Here is a 20,326-nt window from a genome sequence, read left to right on the forward strand (position 1 = left end):
AGTCGCGCTCATGTCATTCGTAGAAAAGAAACCGGTGCGCCAGCCGCGCCGCGGTACCCTGCTGCCGGCGTGCATCGCCGCGGTACTGATCGTCCAGTCGCTGCCCGTGGCCCATGCGGCCGGCAATGCCGGCTGGGTCCAGGCGGTTCCCGCCGCTTTCACGCAGACCTCCGAGGGTGTGCTCGAGATGTTCCGCGGCGAAGCCCGGACGCTGTCCATACCCGGCACCATCAAGCGCATCGCGGTCGGCAACGGCCGCATCCTGTCGGCCAGCGTGGTCGATGGCCGCCTGCTGCTGCTGGGCGATGGGGCGGGCGTGACCTCGCTGATCGTGTGGACGGAGAAGGGGGTCGCCCTGGAGACCAAGGTGCGTGTGGCCAAGGCCAACGTCGAGGAAAACGCGGCCCAGTTGCGCCAGGTGCTCGGCAACATCCCCGGCCTGCGGGTGAGCGCTACCGGCCCCAATATCGTGCTGTCCGGACCGGTGCATCGCGACAAGCTGCCGCTGATCAAGGCGGCGATCGACGGCCTCGAGCACGTGATCGACACCACGACGATCGAGGAAGGCGATGCGCTGAAGAAGACGGTGCACTTCAAGGTGCAGATCGTGGAGATTTCCCGCACCGCACAGAAGAAGCTCGGCATCGCCTGGGATACGCAGATTGCCGGGCCGAACATCGGCGGGCAGGGCCATATCGCCACCGGCATGGCTAGCGCCGCCTTGTCGGGGACCGGCTACTTCCTCGCCGGCATCTCGACGCAGCTCGCTTCCCGCATCAACCTTGCCGTGCTCGACGGCGACGCCTATATCCTGGCCGCCCCTGAGCTCAACGCCAAGAGCGGTGGCGTTGCCACCTTCCTGGCCGGCGGCGAAGTGCCGATCCCGCGCGCCGGCGCGCTCGGCACCATCGATGTCCAGTACAAGCCCTACGGCATCAAGCTGGACATCAGCCCGGTGGTCGATTCGGACAACGTGATTTCCGCCAAGCTGCTGACCGAGATCAGCCAGATCGACCCCTCGGTCAGCTATGGCGGCTTGCCCGGCTTCATGACGCGCCGTACCGAATCGGACGTGTCCATCCGCGCGGGCGAGACGCTGGCGATCTCCGGCCTGGTCAGCGCGGATGCCTCCGACATGGCGTCCAAGCTGCCCTTCCTGGGCCAGATTCCCATCCTCGGCCGGCTGTTCCGCTCCGACGACTTCCGCGCCAAGAAGAGCGATCTCGTGATCTTCGTCACGCCGTTGATCTCCGATCCATCGCAGCCGGGGCAGGAGCCGAACGCCGGGCTGATGTCGCGCGCCAGCCAGATCGACGAGAACTACCGGTCCCGCTATGGCGATCCGAGCCCCTTGTCGGTCATCAAGCCGGACGGCCAGCGTGCCAAGGCGGTGCCCGTGGAGGCGGCGCCCATGGAAGAGGCCGGGAAGCTCGCGCCAGCGCCGCTTCAGGCCCCCGTGGAGGCACCAGCACCGGCACCAGCGGCACCGGCACCGGCACCGGCACCGGCACCGGCACCGGCACCGGCACCGGTACCGGTACCGGTACCGGTACCGGCCGAACCGGCGGGTACCTCGGCGGGCATTGCCGCTATCAAGCCGCGCTTGCTCGATGGCGCCATGCCGCGGTCGGCAAGCGCGGACGAGGCACGAGTGACTGCTGTGCGCCAGGGGCAGGAGCAGCCGCAGGCGCGTAGCGCCCAGCGGCCTTTGCTGCCGGGGGGCGCCAAGCGCATGCCGCAGCAGGTCGACGTGCTCGGCGGCGGCGCCGTGCCGATGCGCTGACGCTCAGGAGGAAACGGACTATGTTGACTATCCAGGTGAATCGGCGCAATGAGGCGCCGCAGGAGATCGAGTTCGACCAGGCCTGCGTGATCGGTAAGGACGCATCCTGCGACGTCATCGTCAAGGGGCTGCTGGTCGGCCGTGTGCACGCCCGCATCGCATTGGAGAACGGCGCGTACTACATCGAGGACCAGGGCGGCATGGTGGCCACGCTGGTCAACGGCGAGCCGGTGACCCGCTACGGTCCGCTCAATGCCTCGGACACCATCGAGATCGGTACCGCCACTATCCGTGTCCTGCGCTTCTCATCGCGCTCGCACGCCGCGGCCGCCGCGCAGGCTCCAGCCAGCGGGACCGTCGACGCGGTGGCCTATGCCGCGCGGCTGAACGGCGCCGTCCCCGGTCAAGGGGACGCGCCGCAGTTGCCGCGCGCCCCCCTTGCCATGCCACGCCCGGCCGATGACCTGCCGGCGCCAGCGCCGGCGGTGGCGCCGAGCGGCGCCACGGCAAGCGTTGCCAAGCCGTCGCCGGCGGTCGCCACCGAGGTGCAGCCGCGCCGACGCACGACCGCCAGTCCGTCCGCCGAACCACAGCAGGTAGCGCCGATCAACAGCCCGCTCGGCATTGAACTGCGCAAGCGCGCCCACCAGAAGGTGATCGGCGCGCTCGACCTGCGCCGGCTCAACGTCGCACGCATGGATGAGCGGGAACTGCGCGAAACGGTCGGCGCCACGCTCGACGAGGCACTGGGTGGCGACCCGCGCTTCAAGGTGCCGGAGATCCCTCTGGAGGTGCTGAAGAAGTCAGTGTTCGACGAGATCATCGGACTCGGCCCTTTGGAAGAGCTGTTGGCCGACGACTCCGTGTCGGAAATCATGGTCAACTGCCATGACGAGATCTTCATCGAGCGCTCCGGCAAGCTGCAGCGAACCCCGGTGATATTCACCGACGACCGCGCTGTGGTGGGCGCCATCGAGCGCATCGTCGCGCCGCTGGGGCGGCGCATCGACGAGAGCTCGCCGATGGTCGACGCGCGCCTGGCCGACGGCTCACGCGTCAACGCCGTGATCCCGCCGCTGGCGCTCAAGGGGCCGAACATCACCATCCGGAAGTTCTCCAAGCGCAAGCTGGTCGGCGAGGACCTGATCCGCTTTGGCTCGATGTCACCCGATATGCTCGAGTTCCTCGAGGTGGCGGTCGAGCGACGTGCCAATATCATCATCTCAGGCGGTACCGGCTCGGGCAAGACCACCTTGCTGAACGTGCTGTCCAATTTCATTCCCGATGACGAACGCATCGTCACGGTGGAGGATGCCGCCGAACTGCAGCTCACCCAGCCGAACCTGGTTTCGCTGGAGGCCCGCCCGCCCAATATGGAAGGCAAGGGGGCAGTGCACATCCGCGAACTGGTCAAGAACTGCCTGCGCATGCGCCCGGACCGCATCGTGGTCGGCGAATGCCGCGGCGGCGAGGCGCTGGACATGCTGCAGGCGATGAACACGGGCCACGACGGATCGCTGACCACCGCGCACGCGAACTCGCCGCGCGACTGCCTGGCCCGTCTCGAAGTCATGACCCTGATGGCCGGGCTCGACCTGCCGGTGACCGCCATCCGCGAGCAGGTCAGCTCCGCCATCGACATCATCGTGCAGCAGACCCGCTTCTCGTGCGGTTCGCGCCGCGTGACGCACATCACCGAGGTCAGCGGCATGGAGTCCGGCGTGATCCTGCTGCAGGATGTCTTCGTGTTCAAGGAAGAGGGCTTCAACCGCGACGGCAAGATCCAGGGCCGCTTCACGCCGACGTCCTACGTGCCGGACTTTTACCAGGATCTCCTGCGTCGCGGCATCCCGGTCAATACGGATATCTTTACCCACACGGGGGAGTGAGGCGCTGCCATGAGTCTGACCGTCGTCCTGCCCGTCATCTTCTGCGGCATCCTGCTGATCGGCTGGATCCTGATCAGCCAGGGCAAGAAGTTATTCACTTCCCGTACCGAGCACGTCGCCGGCGAACTGGCCGCCTCGCTGGCCGACACCTTCGTCTTCGTCAGCCGCCAGAAGGTGCTGGCCTGGACTACCGGGGCGGTGGTCCTGCTGCCGCTCGGCGTCTTCGTCGCCACCGGCAACCTGCTCGCTACCGCGGTGGCCGCGCCGATGGCGTTCATGGTGCCGCGCAAGTACATGGCCTGGATGCGCAAGCGCCGGCTGCAGATGCTGGAGCAGCAGATGCCAGATGCCCTGCTGATGATGGCCGGCGCCATGCGTGCCGGCGCAAGTTTCCCGATCGCGCTGGAGAGCGTGGTGGCGGAAGCGCAGCCGCCCGTTTCCCAGGAGTTCGACCTGCTGCTGCGTGAGCTGCGCCTGGGCGTCGATCTCGGCATCGCCATGCGCAACATGGAGAAGCGCGTGCCGCTGGCGGACTTCATGATGGTCACGGCGGCGATCGCCATCTCGCGCGAGGTCGGCGGCAACCTCGCCGAATCGCTGGAGTCGGTGGCGCGCACCTTGCGCGAGAAGTCGATGATGGAGGGCAAGATCCGCGCCCTCACCGCACAGGGCCGCATGCAGGGCATCGTGATGACCTGCCTGCCCTTGCTGATGATGCTGGTGCTGCGCCACATGGAGCCCGAGGCGATGGTGCCGCTGTTCTCGGAGCCAGTGGGGTGGGCCACGCTCTCGGTCATCGCGGTGATGGAGTTCCTCGGCTACAAGTCGATCACCAAGATCACCCATATCGATGTGTAAGCCATGCTGCTGCTGATCGCCTTTCTTATCGGGGCAGGATCCCTGTCCGCCGTGGTCATTATGTTCCTGTCGATCAAGCGCCTGACCGGCGCGGTCCCGACGGAAGACCGCCTTTACCTCGACCCGCTGCCGCCGATGCTGCGCGCGCTCTGGCCCCTGGTGAATTTCGTCGACCACCATTTCGGCGTCCTCGTGCGTCCTGGCACGCTGAGCCGGATCGAGCAGCAGCTGCGCGTGACGGGCCTGCTCTTCCTGCTGTCGCCGCGCCAGTTCGCCGCGCTGCGCATCCTGTCGACGCTGATCGCCATGATGATGGGCATCCTGCCGATGGTCTTGCTGTCGTCGTTCTCGCCGTGGATCCTGCTCGGCATGGCATTGCTGGGCTGGTATTACCCGCGCATCTGGGTCCACGACATCCGCCGCCGCCACGTTGCCCGCATCCTCAAGCAACTGCCGATCTATCTCGACTTCCTGACCCTGGCGGTGGAGGCCGGCCTCAACCTGAACGGCGCGCTCAAGCATGCGGTGGAGAAGGGGCCGGACGGGCCGCTGCGGCGCGAGTTCGAGCACATGCTGCGCGACCTGAAGTCGGGACTGTCGCGTACCGAGGCGCTGCGCCGGCTCGACGAGCGGGTCGAGATCCGTGAGATCAGCAACTTCGTCGGCGTGGTCATCCAGGCCGACCGCATGGGTTCCGGCATGGCCGCCGCATTGCGCTTCCAGGCAGACCAGCGTCGCGTGGAGCGCTTCCAGCGTGCGGAGAAGCAAGCCATGGAAGCGCCGGTGAAGCTGGTGTTCCCGCTGCTGGTCTTTATTTTTCCCATTACCTTCATCGTGCTGGCTTTCCCCATCGTGATGAAATTCATGCAGGAGGGATTGCTGTGAAGCTGACCTTGTTGAACGTTGCCGGCCGCAGCACGCCGGTGCTGGTCGAGGTGGCGCAGACCTCGGTCGAGCGCATGGTCGGGCTGCTGGGCCGCGACGGCCTGAGCGACGACGCCGGCCTGCTGCTGCGGCCATGCGGCGCGGTGCATACCTTCGGCATGCGCTTTGCCATCGATGTGGTCTTCCTCGACCGCAAGCAGCAGGTGCTGGAAATCCAGCATGAGGTGCCACCGCGCCGCGCGCTGTTCAAGATACGTGCCCTGCAGGTACTCGAACTGGCAGCAGGCGCGGCGGAGCGGCACCGCATCCGGGTCGGCGATACGCTCGCCTTCGAGGAACGGCAATGCGAGCCAATCTGAGGCCTCCCGCCCGGCAGCACGGGCAGGCCGCGGTCGAGTTCATCGTGATCGCGCCGCTGCTGCTGTTCTTCTGCCTGGGCATCCTCCAGTTCGCGCTGCTCTACCAGGCCAAGGCGACGCTCGACTACGCCACGCTGCAGGCTGCGCGCGAGGGGGCCGTCAACCACGGTTCGCTGGAGAGCATGCGCATCGGCCTGGCGCGCGGCCTGGCGCCGCTGTACGCGCGCGCCGCGGATGCCGACGGCAGCCAGGCCGCCTTCGACAAGGCAAGGGCCGACGTGCGCGCGCACAGCGTGATCACGCTGGTCAGCCCGACGCCTGCCATGCTGCGCGACTTCGGCCAGCCGGTCGGCTACGACGGGAAGACCTTCACCGAGATCGCCAACGATACGCTCTATTACCGCAATACGCGGGCGGGACGGGAATCCGGCGTCAACATCCAGGATGCCAACCTGCTCAAGATCCGCGCCCTGTACTGCTACGACATGTACGTGCCACTGGCCAACAAGGTCTTCTACTACGTGGCCAACGTCATCGGCAATATCGGCAGCGGCGGCATCCTGACGCGCGAACCGGCGGAGCCGGGCGATCCCTACGGCAGGCCCGCCAATCCCGATTCGCCTTGCCTGGTGAAGCTGGAAGACGGCATCGAAACCGGCCGCTGGCCGCTGGCGCTCGAATCGGAGGCGCTGGTGCGGATGCAGTCGCCGTTCCGGGGTGGCAAGTGAGGCCGAAGGTGGGAGGGCAATCGGGACGGCAAGCCTGCGGCGTGCGGCAGCTGTGCGGCGGCCGGCGTCTGCCGCGCTGGGCGCTTGCCGTACTGCTGGCCGCTGCCGCTGCACAAGGTGCGCACGGTGCGCACGGTGCGACGACTGGCACACCATCGGGCGCGGTTCAGGTTATCCGCGGTGGCCTGGGCGAGGGCGTCGGGCCCATGCGCGAACCGGAGCCGGACGAGCGGCTGGCGCGGATCGTGGAGATTGGCGCGCAGTCAGCTCCGCGCGGCTTAGCGGGCCCGCCCGCCGTGGCCACGGCCGCGCGCATCGGTCGCCTGGCGCCCATCATCAGCGAGGCCGCGCTCGCCACCGCCGTCGCCCCGTCGTTGCTGATGGCCGTGATCGACGTGGAATCGCGCGGCAACCCGCGCGCGTTGTCGCCCAAGGGGGCGACGGGCCTGATGCAGCTGATGCCGGCCACCGGCGCGGAGCACGGCGCGGCCGATCTCTACGATGCGCGGCAGAACGTGATGGCCGGCGCCCGCCACCTGGCCATGCTGCTCAAGCGCTTCGGCAGCCTGCCGCTGGCGCTGGCCGCCTACAACGCCGGCAGCGGGGCCGTGGCACGGCATGGCGGACGGATCCCCCCGTACACCGAGACGCAGGCCTACGTGCCGATGGTGATGGAGCGCTATGCGTTCTATGACCGCATGAACCTGCGGGCCAGGTAGCCGTCGTCCGGCGGCGGCCTGTCGGCGCATCGTCTTGGGAATCCGGCCTGCGCCGGTCTTCCTTCCGCCCGCCGCCAGCGCACCGTTTCCTCTCGTCTTCCCCCTCGCTCTCCCTTTCCCTTTTCCTCATCCATTTCCGAGCGCCTGCTTCCGCGGATTCGTAGCGGTCTGATGGTTCCCTTCGCCGCGAGGGGCTGGGAAAAGGCGCCGAGGCGCTCGGATCGCGGGCTTCGCATGCCTTGCAGGCCGCGGCTGGACAACAGGAATGCCCAGGCGCCGGTGCTGCGGCAAATCTCCGTCGGTACCGGTCTTTTCGTAAGACGCTTCGCAGCGAAATCCTCTGCACTTTCAGACTCGTCCAATGCCTTTCCAGCGAGGCTTTCGCTATCGTTTTCATGCCTTGAAGTGGCACTTCCACACGCCGCAGTTCTATTTTCCAAGGCCGACGCAACGATCTCATGCAATGCAATTCGGCCGTTCAGATTAGGGAAGAAACACCTTGAACAAGTCATACAAGATCATCTGGAGCGAAGCCCAGAACGGATGGGCCGTGGCCTCCGAAATCACGGCCGGGCGCGGCAAATGCAAGGGTGGCCGCGCGGCCGTCAGGCGCAGCCGCGCCGCCGGGCTCGCCGCAGGCGGACTGATGCTGGCGGCGGGGAGCGCGCAGGCGGCGCCCGCAAGCGATCAGTTGATCCAGATCCGGCCCGGTCTCGATGCCGGTGCGAGTTCCGTCAAGCCTGCGCAGGCCAGGGATCCCGGCGACATGGCCATCGGCGCCAGTTCCGTCGCGCAAAGCTCGACGCCGAGCGGGAGCGGCGATCCCAACTTCTGGCACGCAGCCACCGCGGTCGGCTATGGCTCCCATGCGATCGGAGACCGCACCTCGGCCTTCGGCCTGCAGGCAGACGCCAGCGCGGAGCACGCCACCTCCATCGGTGCGCAGTCCAAGGCCGTCGGCAAGACCTCCACCGCGCTTGGCGCGCGGGCTCAGGCCAGCGGTGACAGCGCAATCGCAGCGGGCGCGGATGCGCGCGCCAGCGGCTACCGGAGCGTAAGCATCGGCACGCGCTCGTCGGCGACCGCAGACAGTACCTTGTCGCTCGGCAACGATGCCGCCGCGCTGGCGGCCTACAGTGCCGCCATGGGCAACCAGGCTACCGCTACCGGGCGCAACAGTGTGGCGCTCGGCGCCAAGTCCGTGGCGGACCGTGCCGATACCATTTCGGTCGGCACCGACAGCTACAAGCGGCAGATCACCAACGTCAAGGCGGGCGTGCAGGAAACCGACGCCGTCAACGTCGCCCAGCTCAGCGAGGTCGCTGTGCTGGCCGCGCAGGGCAACCGCTACTTCAAGGCGCAGGGTCTCAGCGACGGCTCCGACGACGCCCAGGCCAGCGCCCTGCGCGCCGTGGCCATCGGCGCCGGTGCGCACGCCAACGCCACGAACACCGTCGCGCTCGGCGCCGGGTCCGTAGCCGACCGCGACAACAGCGTATCGGTGGGCACCCAAGGACAGCAGCGCCAGATCACCAACCTGGCGGCGGGGTCCTCGCGCACCGACGCCGTCAACGTCGGCCAGCTGAACGATGCCATCCAGAATGTCACCGGCGGCGGCAACAATTCGATTGCCGATGCGGTCATGTACGACGACGCGGCCAGCCATGCCAGCGTCACCCTGAAGCGCAACGGCGGCGGCAGCGTGGCCCTGCGCAATATCGCTGCCGGCACTGCCGATACCGATGCGGTGAACCTGAAGCAGCTCACCGATGCCGGCCTGAAAGTGGACGGCAACGGTAACGTCAAGGGTGCGTTCGTCGCCTACGACAGCGAAACCAAGGACCTGGTGACGCTGGCCGGCGCCAAGGGCGGCACCACCATCACCAACCTGAAAGCCGGCAAGGCCGATCTCGATGCGGTCAACATCAAGCAACTGAAGGACGCCGGCCTGCTCACCGAGGACCCGGTGACCGGCGACCAGGTCGGGCTGGCCGTGTCCTACGACAACGGCAACCGCGACGACATCACGCTCAAGGGCAAGACCGGCACCATCATCCACAACGTGGCCTCAGGCAAGGCGCAGCACGATGCGGTCAACGTGCTGCAGATGCAGCAGGCGGGCGTTCTCGGTGACGATGGCGTGGCCAACCAGGTGGTGCTGTTCAACGGCGCCAACGGCGAAGCCAATGCCGCCGGCAAGAAGCTGATCAACCTGAGCAAGGGCGAGTCCGACACCGACGCCGTCACCGTCAAGCAGCTCAAGGATGCTGTCGCCAGCGGCATGGTCGAACCCACCAAGCTCGACTTCCTTGCCGTCAACAGCAAGGGAGGCAGTCCGGTGGCAGTGGCCAAGGGCTACGACGGCATCGCCCTCGGCACTGACGCCCAGGTGGCCGAACGCGCTACCAACGGCATCGCCATCGGCGCTGGCGCCTCCGCGGATGGGAGCAATTCCGTCGCCCTCGGCGCAGGCGCCAATACTGCCGGCCGCCAGAACGTGGTATCGGTGGGTTCCATCACCACGTCGACCAATCCTTCTATTCCGCCGGTGGAAGATACGCGCCAGATCATCCACGTGGCCGCCGGCACCCAGGCTACCGACGCCGTCAACGTCTCGCAGCTCACCGGCGTGACCCAAGCGCTCGGCGGCGGCGCCGGCATCGACAGCGCCACCGGCAAGCTCAACGCGCCCAAGTACACCATCGGCGGCAAGGACTACAGCAACGTCGGCGACGCGCTGCAGGCAGCCAGCACGGCGGGCGGCGCCAATCCGCTGGCCGTCAGCTACGACGACGACACCAAGGCCAAGATCACGCTGAACAGCGGCGGCTCCGCCGCCGCCATCACCAATGTCGCGAATGGCCGCAGCGCATCGGATGCCGTCAACCTGGCCCAGCTCAAGGACACCGTATCCACGCTGGGCGGCGGCGCCACCATTGACGCCGAAGGCAAGGTCAAGGCACCCACCTATACGGTGAAGGGGCTGGATGGCAAGGATGGCACTTACAGCGACGTGGGTTCGGCGGTTGATGCGCTCAATGCGAATATGAGCAATATTGCGCCGAACTTGAAATATATGAAGTTCGGGGTTTCCGACGCAGCGCAGGCGCAGGCCAGCGGTACTGATGCGGTAGCGATCGGCGGTAATGCGTTTGCGATGGGCGAGCACGCCATTGCAATTGGACGCAAGGCGCGAGCACAGGGAGATGACTCGATTGCCGTTGGTTTCGGGACGAGCGTATCTGTGGACCAGGCGGTGGCCTTAGGCGTTGGCGCCCAGGTGACGAAGGCGGGATCCGTGGCGATCGGCTACAACTCCTTGGCCAATGAACCGAATACCGTGTCGGTCGGCAGCAAGGCCAACGCGCGTCGAATCGTCAATGTGGCCGAAGGCGTCAACGACAACGATGCGGTGAACCTCAAGCAGGTGAACAGTCTGTTGAAGAATCTCACCCCGCAGCCGGAGCAACCCACTCTGCAGGCCGAAACAAGAGCATCCGGTCTTACGAGAGCATCATCCAGCCTTCCGCCAGAACAGCTGATCGTCGCTGGTCCGACGACAAAGCAGAACACGATCCTGGCGGACCACGAAGACTCCATGGCGATCGGCGTCGCCTCTCAGGCAACGGCAGACAATACGCTGGCGGCCGGCTCCAATGTGTCGGCGACAGCCCGAGGCGCCGTGGGCGTTGGTCAGAACGTCGCGGTTGACGGCACCTACGCGGTGGCACTGGGGAGCAACTCCAGTGCGGGCGGCGCTGGTTCCGTGAGTATTGGCGCAAACTCTACGGCGGATGGCGAGCGTTCCATCGCGATCGGACGATTCGTCAGCGTCGGCGTTGGCGGTGGCGGCGACGATACGGTTGTCATCGGGAACAATATCGACAATATCAAAGCCAAGAACAGCATCGTCCTCGGATCTCGTAGCGAAGCGTTGGAAGACAATGTGATGTCGATCGGCGCCAAGGGATCCGAGCGGCGTATCGTCAATGTGGCGCAGGGCAAGGGCGGAACCGACGCCGTCAACGTCGATCAGTTGAACGAAGCGCTCAAGTCGGTCCCGACCAATGCGCTGGCGGTATCGTATGACGACGATAAGAGGTCGAAGATCACGTTCAACAAGGGCGGTGCCGCGACCACGCTGACCAACGTGGCCACGGCCAAGGATGATACCGACGCGGTGAACCTGAAGCTGCTGAAGGACGCGGGCCTGACGACCGATGCCAACGGCAATCCGACCAACAGCTTCGTCGCCTATGACGACAGCACCAAGACCCAGTTGACGCTTAACAAGGGCGGATCCGCTACGACGCTGAGCAATGTCGCGGCGGGTAAGGCTGACCTGGACGGTGTCAACGTCCAGCAACTGAAGGATCTGGGCGCGCAGATCGGTAGCGACGGCAAGGTGAAGGGCGAGTTCGTCGCCTATGACGACAGCACCAAGACCCAGTTGACGCTTAACAAGGGTGGATCCGCTACGACGCTGAGCAATGTCGCGGCGGGTAAGGCTGACCTGGACGGTGTCAACGTCCAGCAACTGAAGGATCTGGGCGCGCAGATCGGTAGCGACGGCAAGGTGAAGGGCGAGTTCGTCGCCTATGACGACAGCACCAAGACCCAGTTGACGCTTAACAAGGGTGGATCCGCTACGACGCTGAGCAATGTCGCGGCGGGTAAGGCTGACCTGGACGGTGTCAACGTCCAGCAACTGAAGGATCTGGGCGCGCAGATCGGCAGCGACGGCAAGGTGAAGGGCGAGTTCGTCGCCTATGACGACAGCACCAAGACCCAGTTGACGCTTAACAAGGGCGGATCTGCTACGACGCTGAGCAATGTCGCGGCGGGTAAGGCTGACCTGGACGGTGTCAACGTCCAGCAACTGAAGGATCTGGGCGCGCAGATCGGCAGCGACGGCAAGGTGAAGGGCGAGTTCGTCGCCTATGACGATAGCACCAAGACCCAGTTGACGCTTAACAAGGGTGGATCCGCTACGACGCTGAGCAATGTCGCGGCGGGTAAGGCTGACCTGGACGGTGTCAACGTCCAGCAACTGAAGGATCTGGGCGCGCAGATCGGCAGCGACGGCAAGGTGAAGGGCGAGTTCGTCGCCTATGACGACAGCACCAAGACCCAGTTGACGCTTAACAAGGGCGGATCCGCTACGACGCTGAGCAATGTCGCGGCGGGTAAGGCTGACCTGGACGGTGTCAACGTCCAGCAACTGAAGGATCTGGGCGCGCAGATCGGCAGCGACGGCAAGGTGAAGGGCGAGTTCGTCGCCTATGACGACAGCACCAAGACCCAGTTGACGCTTAACAAGGGCGGATCTGCCACGACGCTGAGCAATGTCGCGGCGGGTAAGGCTGACCTGGACGGTGTCAACATCCAGCAGCTGAAGGAACTGGGCGCACAGATCGGCAGCGACGGCAAGGTGGAAGGTGGCAGCTTCGTGGCCTATGACGACAAGGTAAAGTCCAAGGTCACCTTCAACAGCGGTGGATCTGCCACCACGCTGAGCAATGTCGCGGCAGGCTCCCTTGACAACGACGCGGTCAACCTGAAGCAGCTCAATACCGGCATGGGGCAGGTTGCCGCCGCGCTTGGGGGGGGCGCCGCAGCCGACGGCAAGGGCGGGGTGACGTCGCCTTCCTATATCATCAACGATGCAAATGGCAATGCCCACACTTATCAGGACGTTGGATCGGCTCTGTCGGCGGTGACGGAAAGCATGCAGGTCATTGCGCCGAACCTCAAGTATATGAAGTTCGGACCAACCGACGCTGCACAGGCACAGGCCACGGGTACTGATGCCGTCGCCATTGGCGGCAATGCTTTCGCAATGGGGCCTCAAGCCCTTGCTATTGGCCGACGGGCAAGAGCCCAAGGTGACCAAGCCATGGCGTTGGGGGCAAGTGCGACCGCCAACACGGATCGCGGTGTGGCGTTGGGATACGGCGCAATTGCGTCTAAGGAGAACTCAGTGGCCGTCGGCTACAACTCCACCGCCTCGCAGGAAAACACGTTTGCCGTGGGTGGCACCGGGAATCTCCGCCGCGTCGTCAACGTGGCCGAGGGGAAGGGGGATACCGATGCAGTCAACCTGGGACAGGTCAACAAGATGCTCGCGGGGCTGAACAACCAGCCGGCGCCGGAGACTCGGAGGGCGCTGTCCGCCGAATCGAAATCCAGCGTGCCATTGGAAAACCTGATTGTTGCGGGGCCCACTGATAAGCCTAGCGAGACTCAGGCGACCAAGCGCGATGCTATTGCGATCGGGCTGACTGCACGAGCTGATGCCGACCGTGCAGTAGCCATCGGCTCCAATGCCATTGTTGGCGGGGTCAACTCGGTCGCAGTGGGCAGTAATGTATCTGCGGACGGCGCGAACTCCATCGCGCTCGGTGTCAGGGCAACTGCGGTGGCGGACGGCTCCATGGCGCTCGGTTTTCTTGCCAGGGCTGATGCTCAACGCTCGATTGTGATTGGTACGGACTCAGCAGTGGAGAAGGAGGGCGCGGATACGGTGGTGATCGGTAATGGCATCGTGGAAGCGCGGGGCAAAAACAGCATCGTCCTCGGCGCCAACAGCAATGGCGCGCTTGACAACGTCATCTCCGTCGGCGCCAAGGGCAACGAACGCCGCATGGTCTTCCTCGCCGCCGGTACCGGTGACACCGATGCCGTCAACGTCTCGCAGCTCAAGGGCGTGACCAAGGCCCTCGGCGGCGGTGCCGAACTGAATGCGGACGGCAGCGTCAAGTCGCCGACCTACAACATCGGCGGCAAGACCTACACGGACGTGGGCTCGGCACTGGCGGCAGCGGCCAACAGCGGCGGTAGCGGCGGTGGCGGTACGGACCCGCTGTCGGTTCCCTATGACAACGACCAGCGCACCACGCTGACCCTGAACAAGGGCGGCAGTGCTACCACGCTGACCAACCTGGCCGCCGGCAAGGACGACAGCGACGCCGTCAACATGAAGCAGCTGAAGGACCTGGGCGCGCAGATCGGTAGCGACGGCAAGGTGAAGGGCGAATTCGTCGCGTACGACGACGCCAGCAAGGAGCACATTACGTTCAACAACGGCGGCAAGGCCACCGTGTTGTCGAACGTGGCCGCCGGCCGCTCGGATGGCGATGCGGTCAACCTGAAGCAGCTGACGGATGCTGGCCTGACGTTTGACGACACCGGCAAGTCGACCAATACCTTTGTCGCCTACGACGACAAGGGCAAGGGTTCGGTGACCTTCAACAAGGGCGGCGATGCGACCAAGCTGAAGAACGTTTCCGCCGGCAAGGACGAGACGGACGCGGTCAACGTCAAGCAGATGAACGATGCCATCCGCGCCAGCGCCGGCACCGGCGATCCGCTCGGTGTGATGTACGACGACGACACCAAGGAGGCGCTCACCCTGGCCGGTACCAAGGGCAAGGGCACCAAGATCCGCAATCTTGCGGCTGGCACGGAAGATACCGATGCAATCAACCTGAAGCAGCTGAAGGATGCCGGTCTGTTGGGCACCGATGGCAAGACCAGCCTGGCGGTGACCTACTCGGACGCCGAAAAGAAGTCCGTCAACTTCGGCACCCTCACCAGCGGTCCGGTCCTGTTGACCAATGTCGCCAATGGCCTTGTCGAAAAAGGCAGCAAGCAGGCCGTGAACGGTGGCCAGTTGTTCGACCTGAAGGAGCGTGTGGACGATCTGGGTAACAAGGTTGACAAATGGAACCCGGGTGGCAACGGCGGCACCGGCGGTGGCAACGGAGGAGGCACCGGCGGTGGCAATGGCGGCGGCAGCGGTACCGGCAGCAACGGGCTGTTCGCCGCACACGGCGATGCCAGCACCGAAGGCGCGGTGGCCACGGGTACCCACTCGACGGCCTCCGGCGCCAACGCCAACGCCACGGGTATGCACGCCACGGCGACCGGTGCGAACTCGGTGGCCAGCGCCACCAAGTCGACGGCGATCGGCCATGGCTCGACCGCCAAGGCGGAGAATTCGGTGGCGATCGGTGCCGGCGCCGTGGCTGACCGTGCCAACACCGTCTCCTTCGGTTCGGCAGGCAACGAGCGGGAGCTGACCAATATCGCCAGCGTCGACCCGACCGTGGCTGCCAACGCGATGAGCGCGGTGAACGCGACGACGATGAATAGCGCGATCGCCCGCAGCGCGGCCGATACGCTGCAGTCGGCCAATCAGTACACGGACCAGGCCGTCAGCGGTCTCAATACCCGCATCGACGGGATGGACCGCACGCTGAGCCGTGGTATCGCTGCGGCTGCCGCGCTGAACAACGTCACGCCTTACCTGCCGGGCCGGACTTCGCTCAACGCTGGCATCGCGGCTTACCGCGGCCATCCGGCGGTGGCGATCACGGTCTCGCGCTGGAACAGCAAGGGGAACATCAACCTGAACGCAGGCGTGTCCTCGGCTGGCGGCAACAGCACCATCGTGCGCGCTGGTGTCGGCGTGGTCTTCGGCCAGTGATCCTCGGTAGAGGTCGATAAGCGAAGGGCCGCGGAAGCTCCGGCTTCCGCGGCAATGCCGTTCGGTCGGGCGGAGCGGCTTGTGTCCCACGCCTATGCAAGACGGTGGCCGCGCAGCCACGGCGCCAATGCCGTGACTGCGCGGCCCGCTTGCCGGGCGTGAACCGCAGGCCCGCTTCCCTCGAATACCTACATCGAACGGCAAGGCCGCCTGCGCGGCCTTTTCTCGACAGGGACAACACGTGATGAAAACACCAATCTTGGTGCTGGCCATGGCGGCGGCGACGCTAGCCGGCTGCACCAGTACGACAGTACGGGACAGCCTGGGCATCCAGGATCCCACCGTGCTGAAAAGGGGGCTGGGCGCCGAGCAGAGCGTCAACGCCGGCGCGGTCACCGATCATTGGGTGGCCGCCTACGGCGCCGTCGGCAAGCCTGCCGAAGCGCTTGCCAATGCCGCCCAGCGCTTCGAAGCGCTGCCGGACGAGGCCAGGGGCAGCTACTTCGCGGCCAAGGGCCGCTGCTGGGTCGAGGCCGGCAAGGCCGAACTGGCGGCCAGCAACCGCTGGGGTTTCGTGGAAGAAAGCATCGGCGAAGCCGCGCGCCAGCTCGCCATGGTGGAAGGCCGCGAGCCGCTGTCGGCCGCCAACCAGGAACTGCGGACCAGTTCCGTTGTGCGGCCCGACCTGTGGCAGGCCATCAACGGCTACAAGGCCGACCCCCGCATCAACGCCTGCCCGACACTGCAGCCGGAGCTCGCCTGCGCCGAGGTCAAGTTGATCCACGCCGGGCATGACGCCTGGGCACGCAATTTCACCAGCGCCAAGCAGCGTGCCGACGACGTTGCGCAAGGGCTCGCCAAGGTCGCCGCCGGCATCGAGGCGTGCAAGCCGCCGGCACCGCCTCCGGTCGCCGTGGTGCCGCCCAAGATCACGCTGCAGGCCGACGCCACCTTCGGCTTCGACGAAGGCGACGAATCGGGCCTGCTCGCAGCCGGGCGCTCCACGCTCGACAAGCTGGCGACCGACCTGCGAGGGAACCAGGACGTCACGCGTATCGACATGATCGGCTACACCGACCGCATCGGCTCGGCAGCCTACAACCAGCGCCTGTCCGTCCAGCGCGCCGAGACCGTCAAGCGCTACCTGGAGCAGCGTGGCGTCGGCGTGCCGATCAACGCCCGAGGCGCAGGCGCGGGCAACCCGCTCGTGTCCTGCGAGCAGCGCAACCGCACCGCGCTGATCCAATGCCTGGCGCCGAACCGCCGGGTGGAAATGTTCATCCGCAAGGACTGAACGCGGAGCGGACGGGCCCGCGGGGCCTGATCCGCGCCATTTCCCACAGGCCTCCGCCATCCGCCGCGCCCCAGCGGCGCTGGCGCGAGGCCGTCAGCATCCCTTGGTGTGCGCCGCACGCCTCGCGGCAGCCGCCGCCAGCGCCAGATGCCACGTCCCACCACTCGCATGGAGACCTGATGAAGCACCGCAGGCAACAGCAGCAACAGCACGGCAGGCAAAAGCAGATCGTCTCCCGCCTCGGCTCCGCCCTCATCGCCTTCGGCCTGGCCTACAGCGCCGCTGGCATGCAACTCAAGCGCGAGGGCTCGATGCTGGCCGGGCTCGCGGTGCTGGCATGCGGCTGGCAGATACGGCGGCTGGGGGATTGAAGAGAGAGGTAGTTACGCGGACTTCGCGTTCGCAGGAGGAGGTAAGACACATTCCGCTGTTTCCGTCGCATCTGATCATTCGACACAGTGCCTCTCAGGAAGAGGGGGAGTGGCCTGTGGAGGATAGGGCAATGGGAGGGTGAAGAAGGGTTCAGAAAGAATGGATGCATTGCGCATTTCCCAACTGCGTCGTGTCGTGACCGGCTATGCCCCGCGAGGACGCATGTGAAACAAAGCTCTTGAGACAACCATGCGAAAGAACTCCTGTGCAAGCCTGCTGCTTGCGGCCGCCATCCTCGGCGGTTGTGGCGGCGGAGACGGAGGCAGCCCGTCCCTCGACACCCAATCCTCCCTCCATGCACCGGCCGGCCTAGCCTACTCCGACGCCAGCATCGTCTACGTGCAGAACCAGGCCATCGCGGCGAATCGTCCGAACGTTGCCGGCAGCCGCCCCATGCGCTACAGCGTCGCGCCGGCCTTGCCGGCGGGGCTTGAGATCGATCCGCAGTCCGGCTTCATCACGGGTGTGCCGTCGGCGGTGACCGCTGCGGCTCACTACACCGTGACGGCGACCAATCCGGCAGGCAGTGCCACCGCGCGCGTGCAGATCGAGGTCAAGGCAGAAGCCGTTGCGCCGGAGCAGCTCCGCTATCAGGACGAATCGGTCGTGTACGAGGCGGGCACCAGCATTCCGCCCAACGCGCCGCGCAATCTTGGTGGCGAAATCACGTCTTACGAGATCAGCCCCGCGCTGCCCGCCGGGCTGGCGCTCCATCGTGGCACCGGCGTCATCAGCGGCACCCCCCGGGCGGCGGCCGCGCCTGTGTCCTACGTCGTCACAGGCAGCAACGCCAAAGGCAGCGTGTCCGTGAGCCTGCGCATCGAAGTGAGCGAGCGCGTGGTGGCGCCGGTATCGCTGCAGTACGGAGCCGCTTCGGTCGTCTACAGCCAGGGGCAGGCCATCGCCGAGAATGTGCCGCAGAGCACAGGGGGCAAGATTACCGCGTACTCGGTGACCCCTGCGCTGCCAGCCGGCCTCAGTCTTCATCCATCGACCGGTGTCATCAGCGGCACCCCCGCGCGGGCGCAGGGGGAGTCTGTCCATACAGTGCTGGGCAAGAACGCCGCCGGTAGCGTCTCGGCAACGGTGCGGATTGCCGTTGCCGCCACCGGCAGGTGGGAGACGGCCGGCAGTCGGCTCCAGGGCCCTCAACGGACGACTGCCACACTGCTGCCCGATGGCAAAGTCCTGGTGGTCGGCGGCGTTGTGTCCGTTCCCGGACCTGGATCGACGCGTGCAGGCCATCAGGCGGGGATATTTCCACCGCAGAGTCTTATCAATACGGCCGACGTGTACGATCCGGCAACGCGACAATGGACGTCGGCCGGTGAAGTGGCAACCATGCGGACCCATCACACTGCGACGCTTCTGCCGAATGGCCTTGTGCTGCTTGTTGGCGGATGGATAGGCCCCTCGGCCACGCTCTACGATCCGGGCACCGGCACCTTCAACACCATCACCGGCAACAAGATCTACGAGCCCCATACAGCAACGCTGCTGCCCAACGGCAAGGTACTCGTCATCGGGAACGTCGATAAGCTGAACGGCGAAGGCGACGGCAACGTGACCATGGCCGAACTCTATGATCCCACCACGGGCACCTGGTCCCAGGCAGCGGCCATCGATCAGGCGGATCCCGGCTACCGGTCCCACAGGAAGCACACCGCCACGCTCCTGCCCGATGGCAGGGTACTGGTCATGCTTGGCGCGAATGCCAGGCTCTACGATCCGGCAACTGATACCTGGACCAAGACAGCGGGCCCGACGGCAGAGCATTCCATGCATACCGCGACATTGCTGCCGAATGGAAAGGTCCTGATCGTCGGCAACGGTGGCACGCAGAGCGAGTTGTATGACCCCGCCTCAGGCCAGTGGGTGAGCGGCGGAACGCTGCCCGATCCCGTTGGCGAACATGCCGCCGTGTTGCTGCCGAACGGCAACGTCCTGATTGCGGGCGGTAGGCGCTCGGTACTGAGTCTTCTTGCCCGTGACGACAACTCCGCCTTCTTGTATGAGCCTGATTCGGCAACATGGATCCAGGCCAGCAGCATGGCGGTCAATCGCTCGCAGCATGCAGCGGTATTGCTGACCGACGGGGGAGTCCTCGTCGTCGGCGGGGCGTGGACATCGTCTGCGGAGATCTACCGCTGATCCAGATGGTCTTCGCGAGCGGACATCGTGTGGCATCGGGTGTCCGCTCGTGACTTCGGTTTTGCGCTGACGCGTCCTGGCGGGGGATACCAGCCAAACCAATCGCCGCCATCTGGTCTTCCTGGCACGCCATGTCGCGATGGCCAAGCGCTGGCTCAACTGGCCGGGGCACAGGAGCGGGTGGTTGAGTCGATCGCTCGACGACAGTGCGTTCTTGCATTCTCCCACCTGTAATGCGACCGGGCGATCAGCTCTGGTGTCAAAGGATTTCGACTGTCATCCCCTGTACCCGGAGTCTCTTCGAAGTCTGTCTCGAAAGTCCCTTTGCGTGGACGAGGACGCCTTTCTGCGGTCGTCAAATCGGGCCTGCTGGGCGCTGAAATGCGGGGGCTCTCTACCGGAGATGCGTTCGTGGGACTCGCCAGCCTTGCTGGTCGACTCACGAGCTCGCTCAGATGATAGTGACTTTTATATCTGATTTAAAAAAAGTTGAATAAAAAGCAGACGCGTCTTATTTCGGTGAGATGGCATCTCTTGTTAATTTTGCATCTTGCCGGGTGAGCATTTCAATGCTGGGTTAAAAAATTTATGGGGATTGTTGCTGTGTGTTGATTCTGCTACTTGAATTGGGATGTTATTCATATCTCCAGGTTAATTTCAGGGATGGGTATTGGTTGTATTTTGGTGCGAATTATATTCGCCTTTCGAAAGCTATTGGTGGTGAGGTGGTGTGATTAATA

General features: G+C 65.3%; 11 protein-coding genes. All 11 read left to right on the forward strand.

Annotated features, from left to right (window positions below):
- Positions 1-10 precede the first annotated feature (10 nt).
- The 11 genes from BKK81_RS05180 to BKK81_RS05230 all read left to right on the forward strand — a co-directional run bounded on the left by BKK81_RS05180 (position 11) and on the right by BKK81_RS05230 (position 19,586).
- Positions 11-1,783 carry a type II and III secretion system protein family protein gene (locus BKK81_RS05180; RefSeq protein WP_071011141.1) on the forward strand — a complete coding sequence of 591 codons (1,773 nt, stop codon included), beginning with the start codon at positions 11-13 and terminating at the stop codon, positions 1,781-1,783.
- A gap of 20 nt (positions 1,784-1,803) precedes the next feature.
- Entirely contained in the window at positions 1,804-3,672 is a 1,869-nt protein-coding gene (locus BKK81_RS05185; RefSeq protein WP_071011142.1) for an ATPase, T2SS/T4P/T4SS family, read from the forward strand.
- Positions 3,673-3,681: 9 nt separating this feature from the next.
- The gene (locus tag BKK81_RS05190; RefSeq protein ID WP_071011144.1) at positions 3,682-4,530 is read left to right on the forward strand and encodes a type II secretion system F family protein; all 849 of its coding nucleotides are present in this window, start codon (positions 3,682-3,684) and stop codon (positions 4,528-4,530) included.
- Between the two features lie 3 nt (positions 4,531-4,533).
- Positions 4,534-5,415: a type II secretion system F family protein gene (locus BKK81_RS05195; RefSeq protein WP_071011146.1), complete on the forward strand. Its 882-nt coding sequence runs from the start codon at positions 4,534-4,536 to the stop codon at positions 5,413-5,415.
- Positions 5,412-5,774 carry a DUF192 domain-containing protein gene (locus BKK81_RS05200; protein ID WP_071011148.1) on the forward strand — a complete coding sequence of 121 codons (363 nt, stop codon included), beginning with the start codon at positions 5,412-5,414 and terminating at the stop codon, positions 5,772-5,774. Before BKK81_RS05195 ends, BKK81_RS05200 begins: the two co-directional genes overlap by 4 nt.
- The gene (locus tag BKK81_RS05205; protein ID WP_071011149.1) at positions 5,759-6,502 is read left to right on the forward strand and encodes a TadE family protein; all 744 of its coding nucleotides are present in this window, start codon (positions 5,759-5,761) and stop codon (positions 6,500-6,502) included. Before BKK81_RS05200 ends, BKK81_RS05205 begins: the two co-directional genes overlap by 16 nt.
- Before the next feature lie 206 nt (positions 6,503-6,708).
- Complete coding sequence (locus BKK81_RS05210) at positions 6,709-7,221, forward strand: lytic transglycosylase domain-containing protein (RefSeq protein WP_071011150.1); 513 nt, start codon at positions 6,709-6,711, stop codon at positions 7,219-7,221.
- 499 nt (positions 7,222-7,720) lie between these two features.
- On the forward strand, positions 7,721-15,709 hold the full coding sequence (locus tag BKK81_RS05215) for an ESPR-type extended signal peptide-containing protein (protein ID WP_071011152.1): 7,989 nt from the start codon (positions 7,721-7,723) through the stop codon (positions 15,707-15,709).
- A gap of 244 nt (positions 15,710-15,953) precedes the next feature.
- A complete protein-coding gene (locus BKK81_RS36820; RefSeq protein WP_071011154.1) occupies positions 15,954-17,003 on the forward strand; it encodes an OmpA family protein in 1,050 nt (349 codons plus the stop codon).
- A 179-nt stretch (positions 17,004-17,182) separates the two neighbouring features.
- A complete protein-coding gene (locus tag BKK81_RS05225) occupies positions 17,183-17,374 on the forward strand; it encodes a hypothetical protein (protein ID WP_071011155.1) in 192 nt (63 codons plus the stop codon).
- A gap of 250 nt (positions 17,375-17,624) precedes the next feature.
- Positions 17,625-19,586, forward strand: coding sequence for a putative Ig domain-containing protein (locus tag BKK81_RS05230; protein WP_083383942.1), 1,962 nt, complete (start codon positions 17,625-17,627; stop codon positions 19,584-19,586).
- Positions 19,587-20,326 lie beyond the last annotated feature (740 nt).

The organism is Cupriavidus sp. USMAHM13 (assembly GCF_001854285.1).
Lineage (GTDB): Bacteria > Pseudomonadota > Gammaproteobacteria > Burkholderiales > Burkholderiaceae > Cupriavidus > Cupriavidus malaysiensis.

Excerpts from the sequence above, each read along its gene's own strand:
- BKK81_RS05180 (WP_071011141.1), top strand. The coding sequence starts at position 11 with ATGTCATTCGTAGAAAAGAAACCGGTGCGCCAGCCGCGCCGCGGTACC.
- BKK81_RS05185 (WP_071011142.1), top strand. The coding sequence starts at position 1,804 with ATGTTGACTATCCAGGTGAATCGGCGCAATGAGGCGCCGCAGGAGATC.
- BKK81_RS05190 (WP_071011144.1), top strand. The coding sequence starts at position 3,682 with ATGAGTCTGACCGTCGTCCTGCCCGTCATCTTCTGCGGCATCCTGCTG.
- BKK81_RS05195 (WP_071011146.1), top strand. The coding sequence starts at position 4,534 with ATGCTGCTGCTGATCGCCTTTCTTATCGGGGCAGGATCCCTGTCCGCC.
- BKK81_RS05205 (WP_071011149.1), top strand. The coding sequence starts at position 5,759 with ATGCGAGCCAATCTGAGGCCTCCCGCCCGGCAGCACGGGCAGGCCGCG.
- BKK81_RS05210 (WP_071011150.1), top strand. The coding sequence starts at position 6,709 with ATGCGCGAACCGGAGCCGGACGAGCGGCTGGCGCGGATCGTGGAGATT.
- BKK81_RS36820 (WP_071011154.1), top strand. The coding sequence starts at position 15,954 with ATGAAAACACCAATCTTGGTGCTGGCCATGGCGGCGGCGACGCTAGCC.
- BKK81_RS05225 (WP_071011155.1), top strand. The coding sequence starts at position 17,183 with ATGAAGCACCGCAGGCAACAGCAGCAACAGCACGGCAGGCAAAAGCAG.
- BKK81_RS05230 (WP_083383942.1), top strand. The coding sequence starts at position 17,625 with ATGCGAAAGAACTCCTGTGCAAGCCTGCTGCTTGCGGCCGCCATCCTC.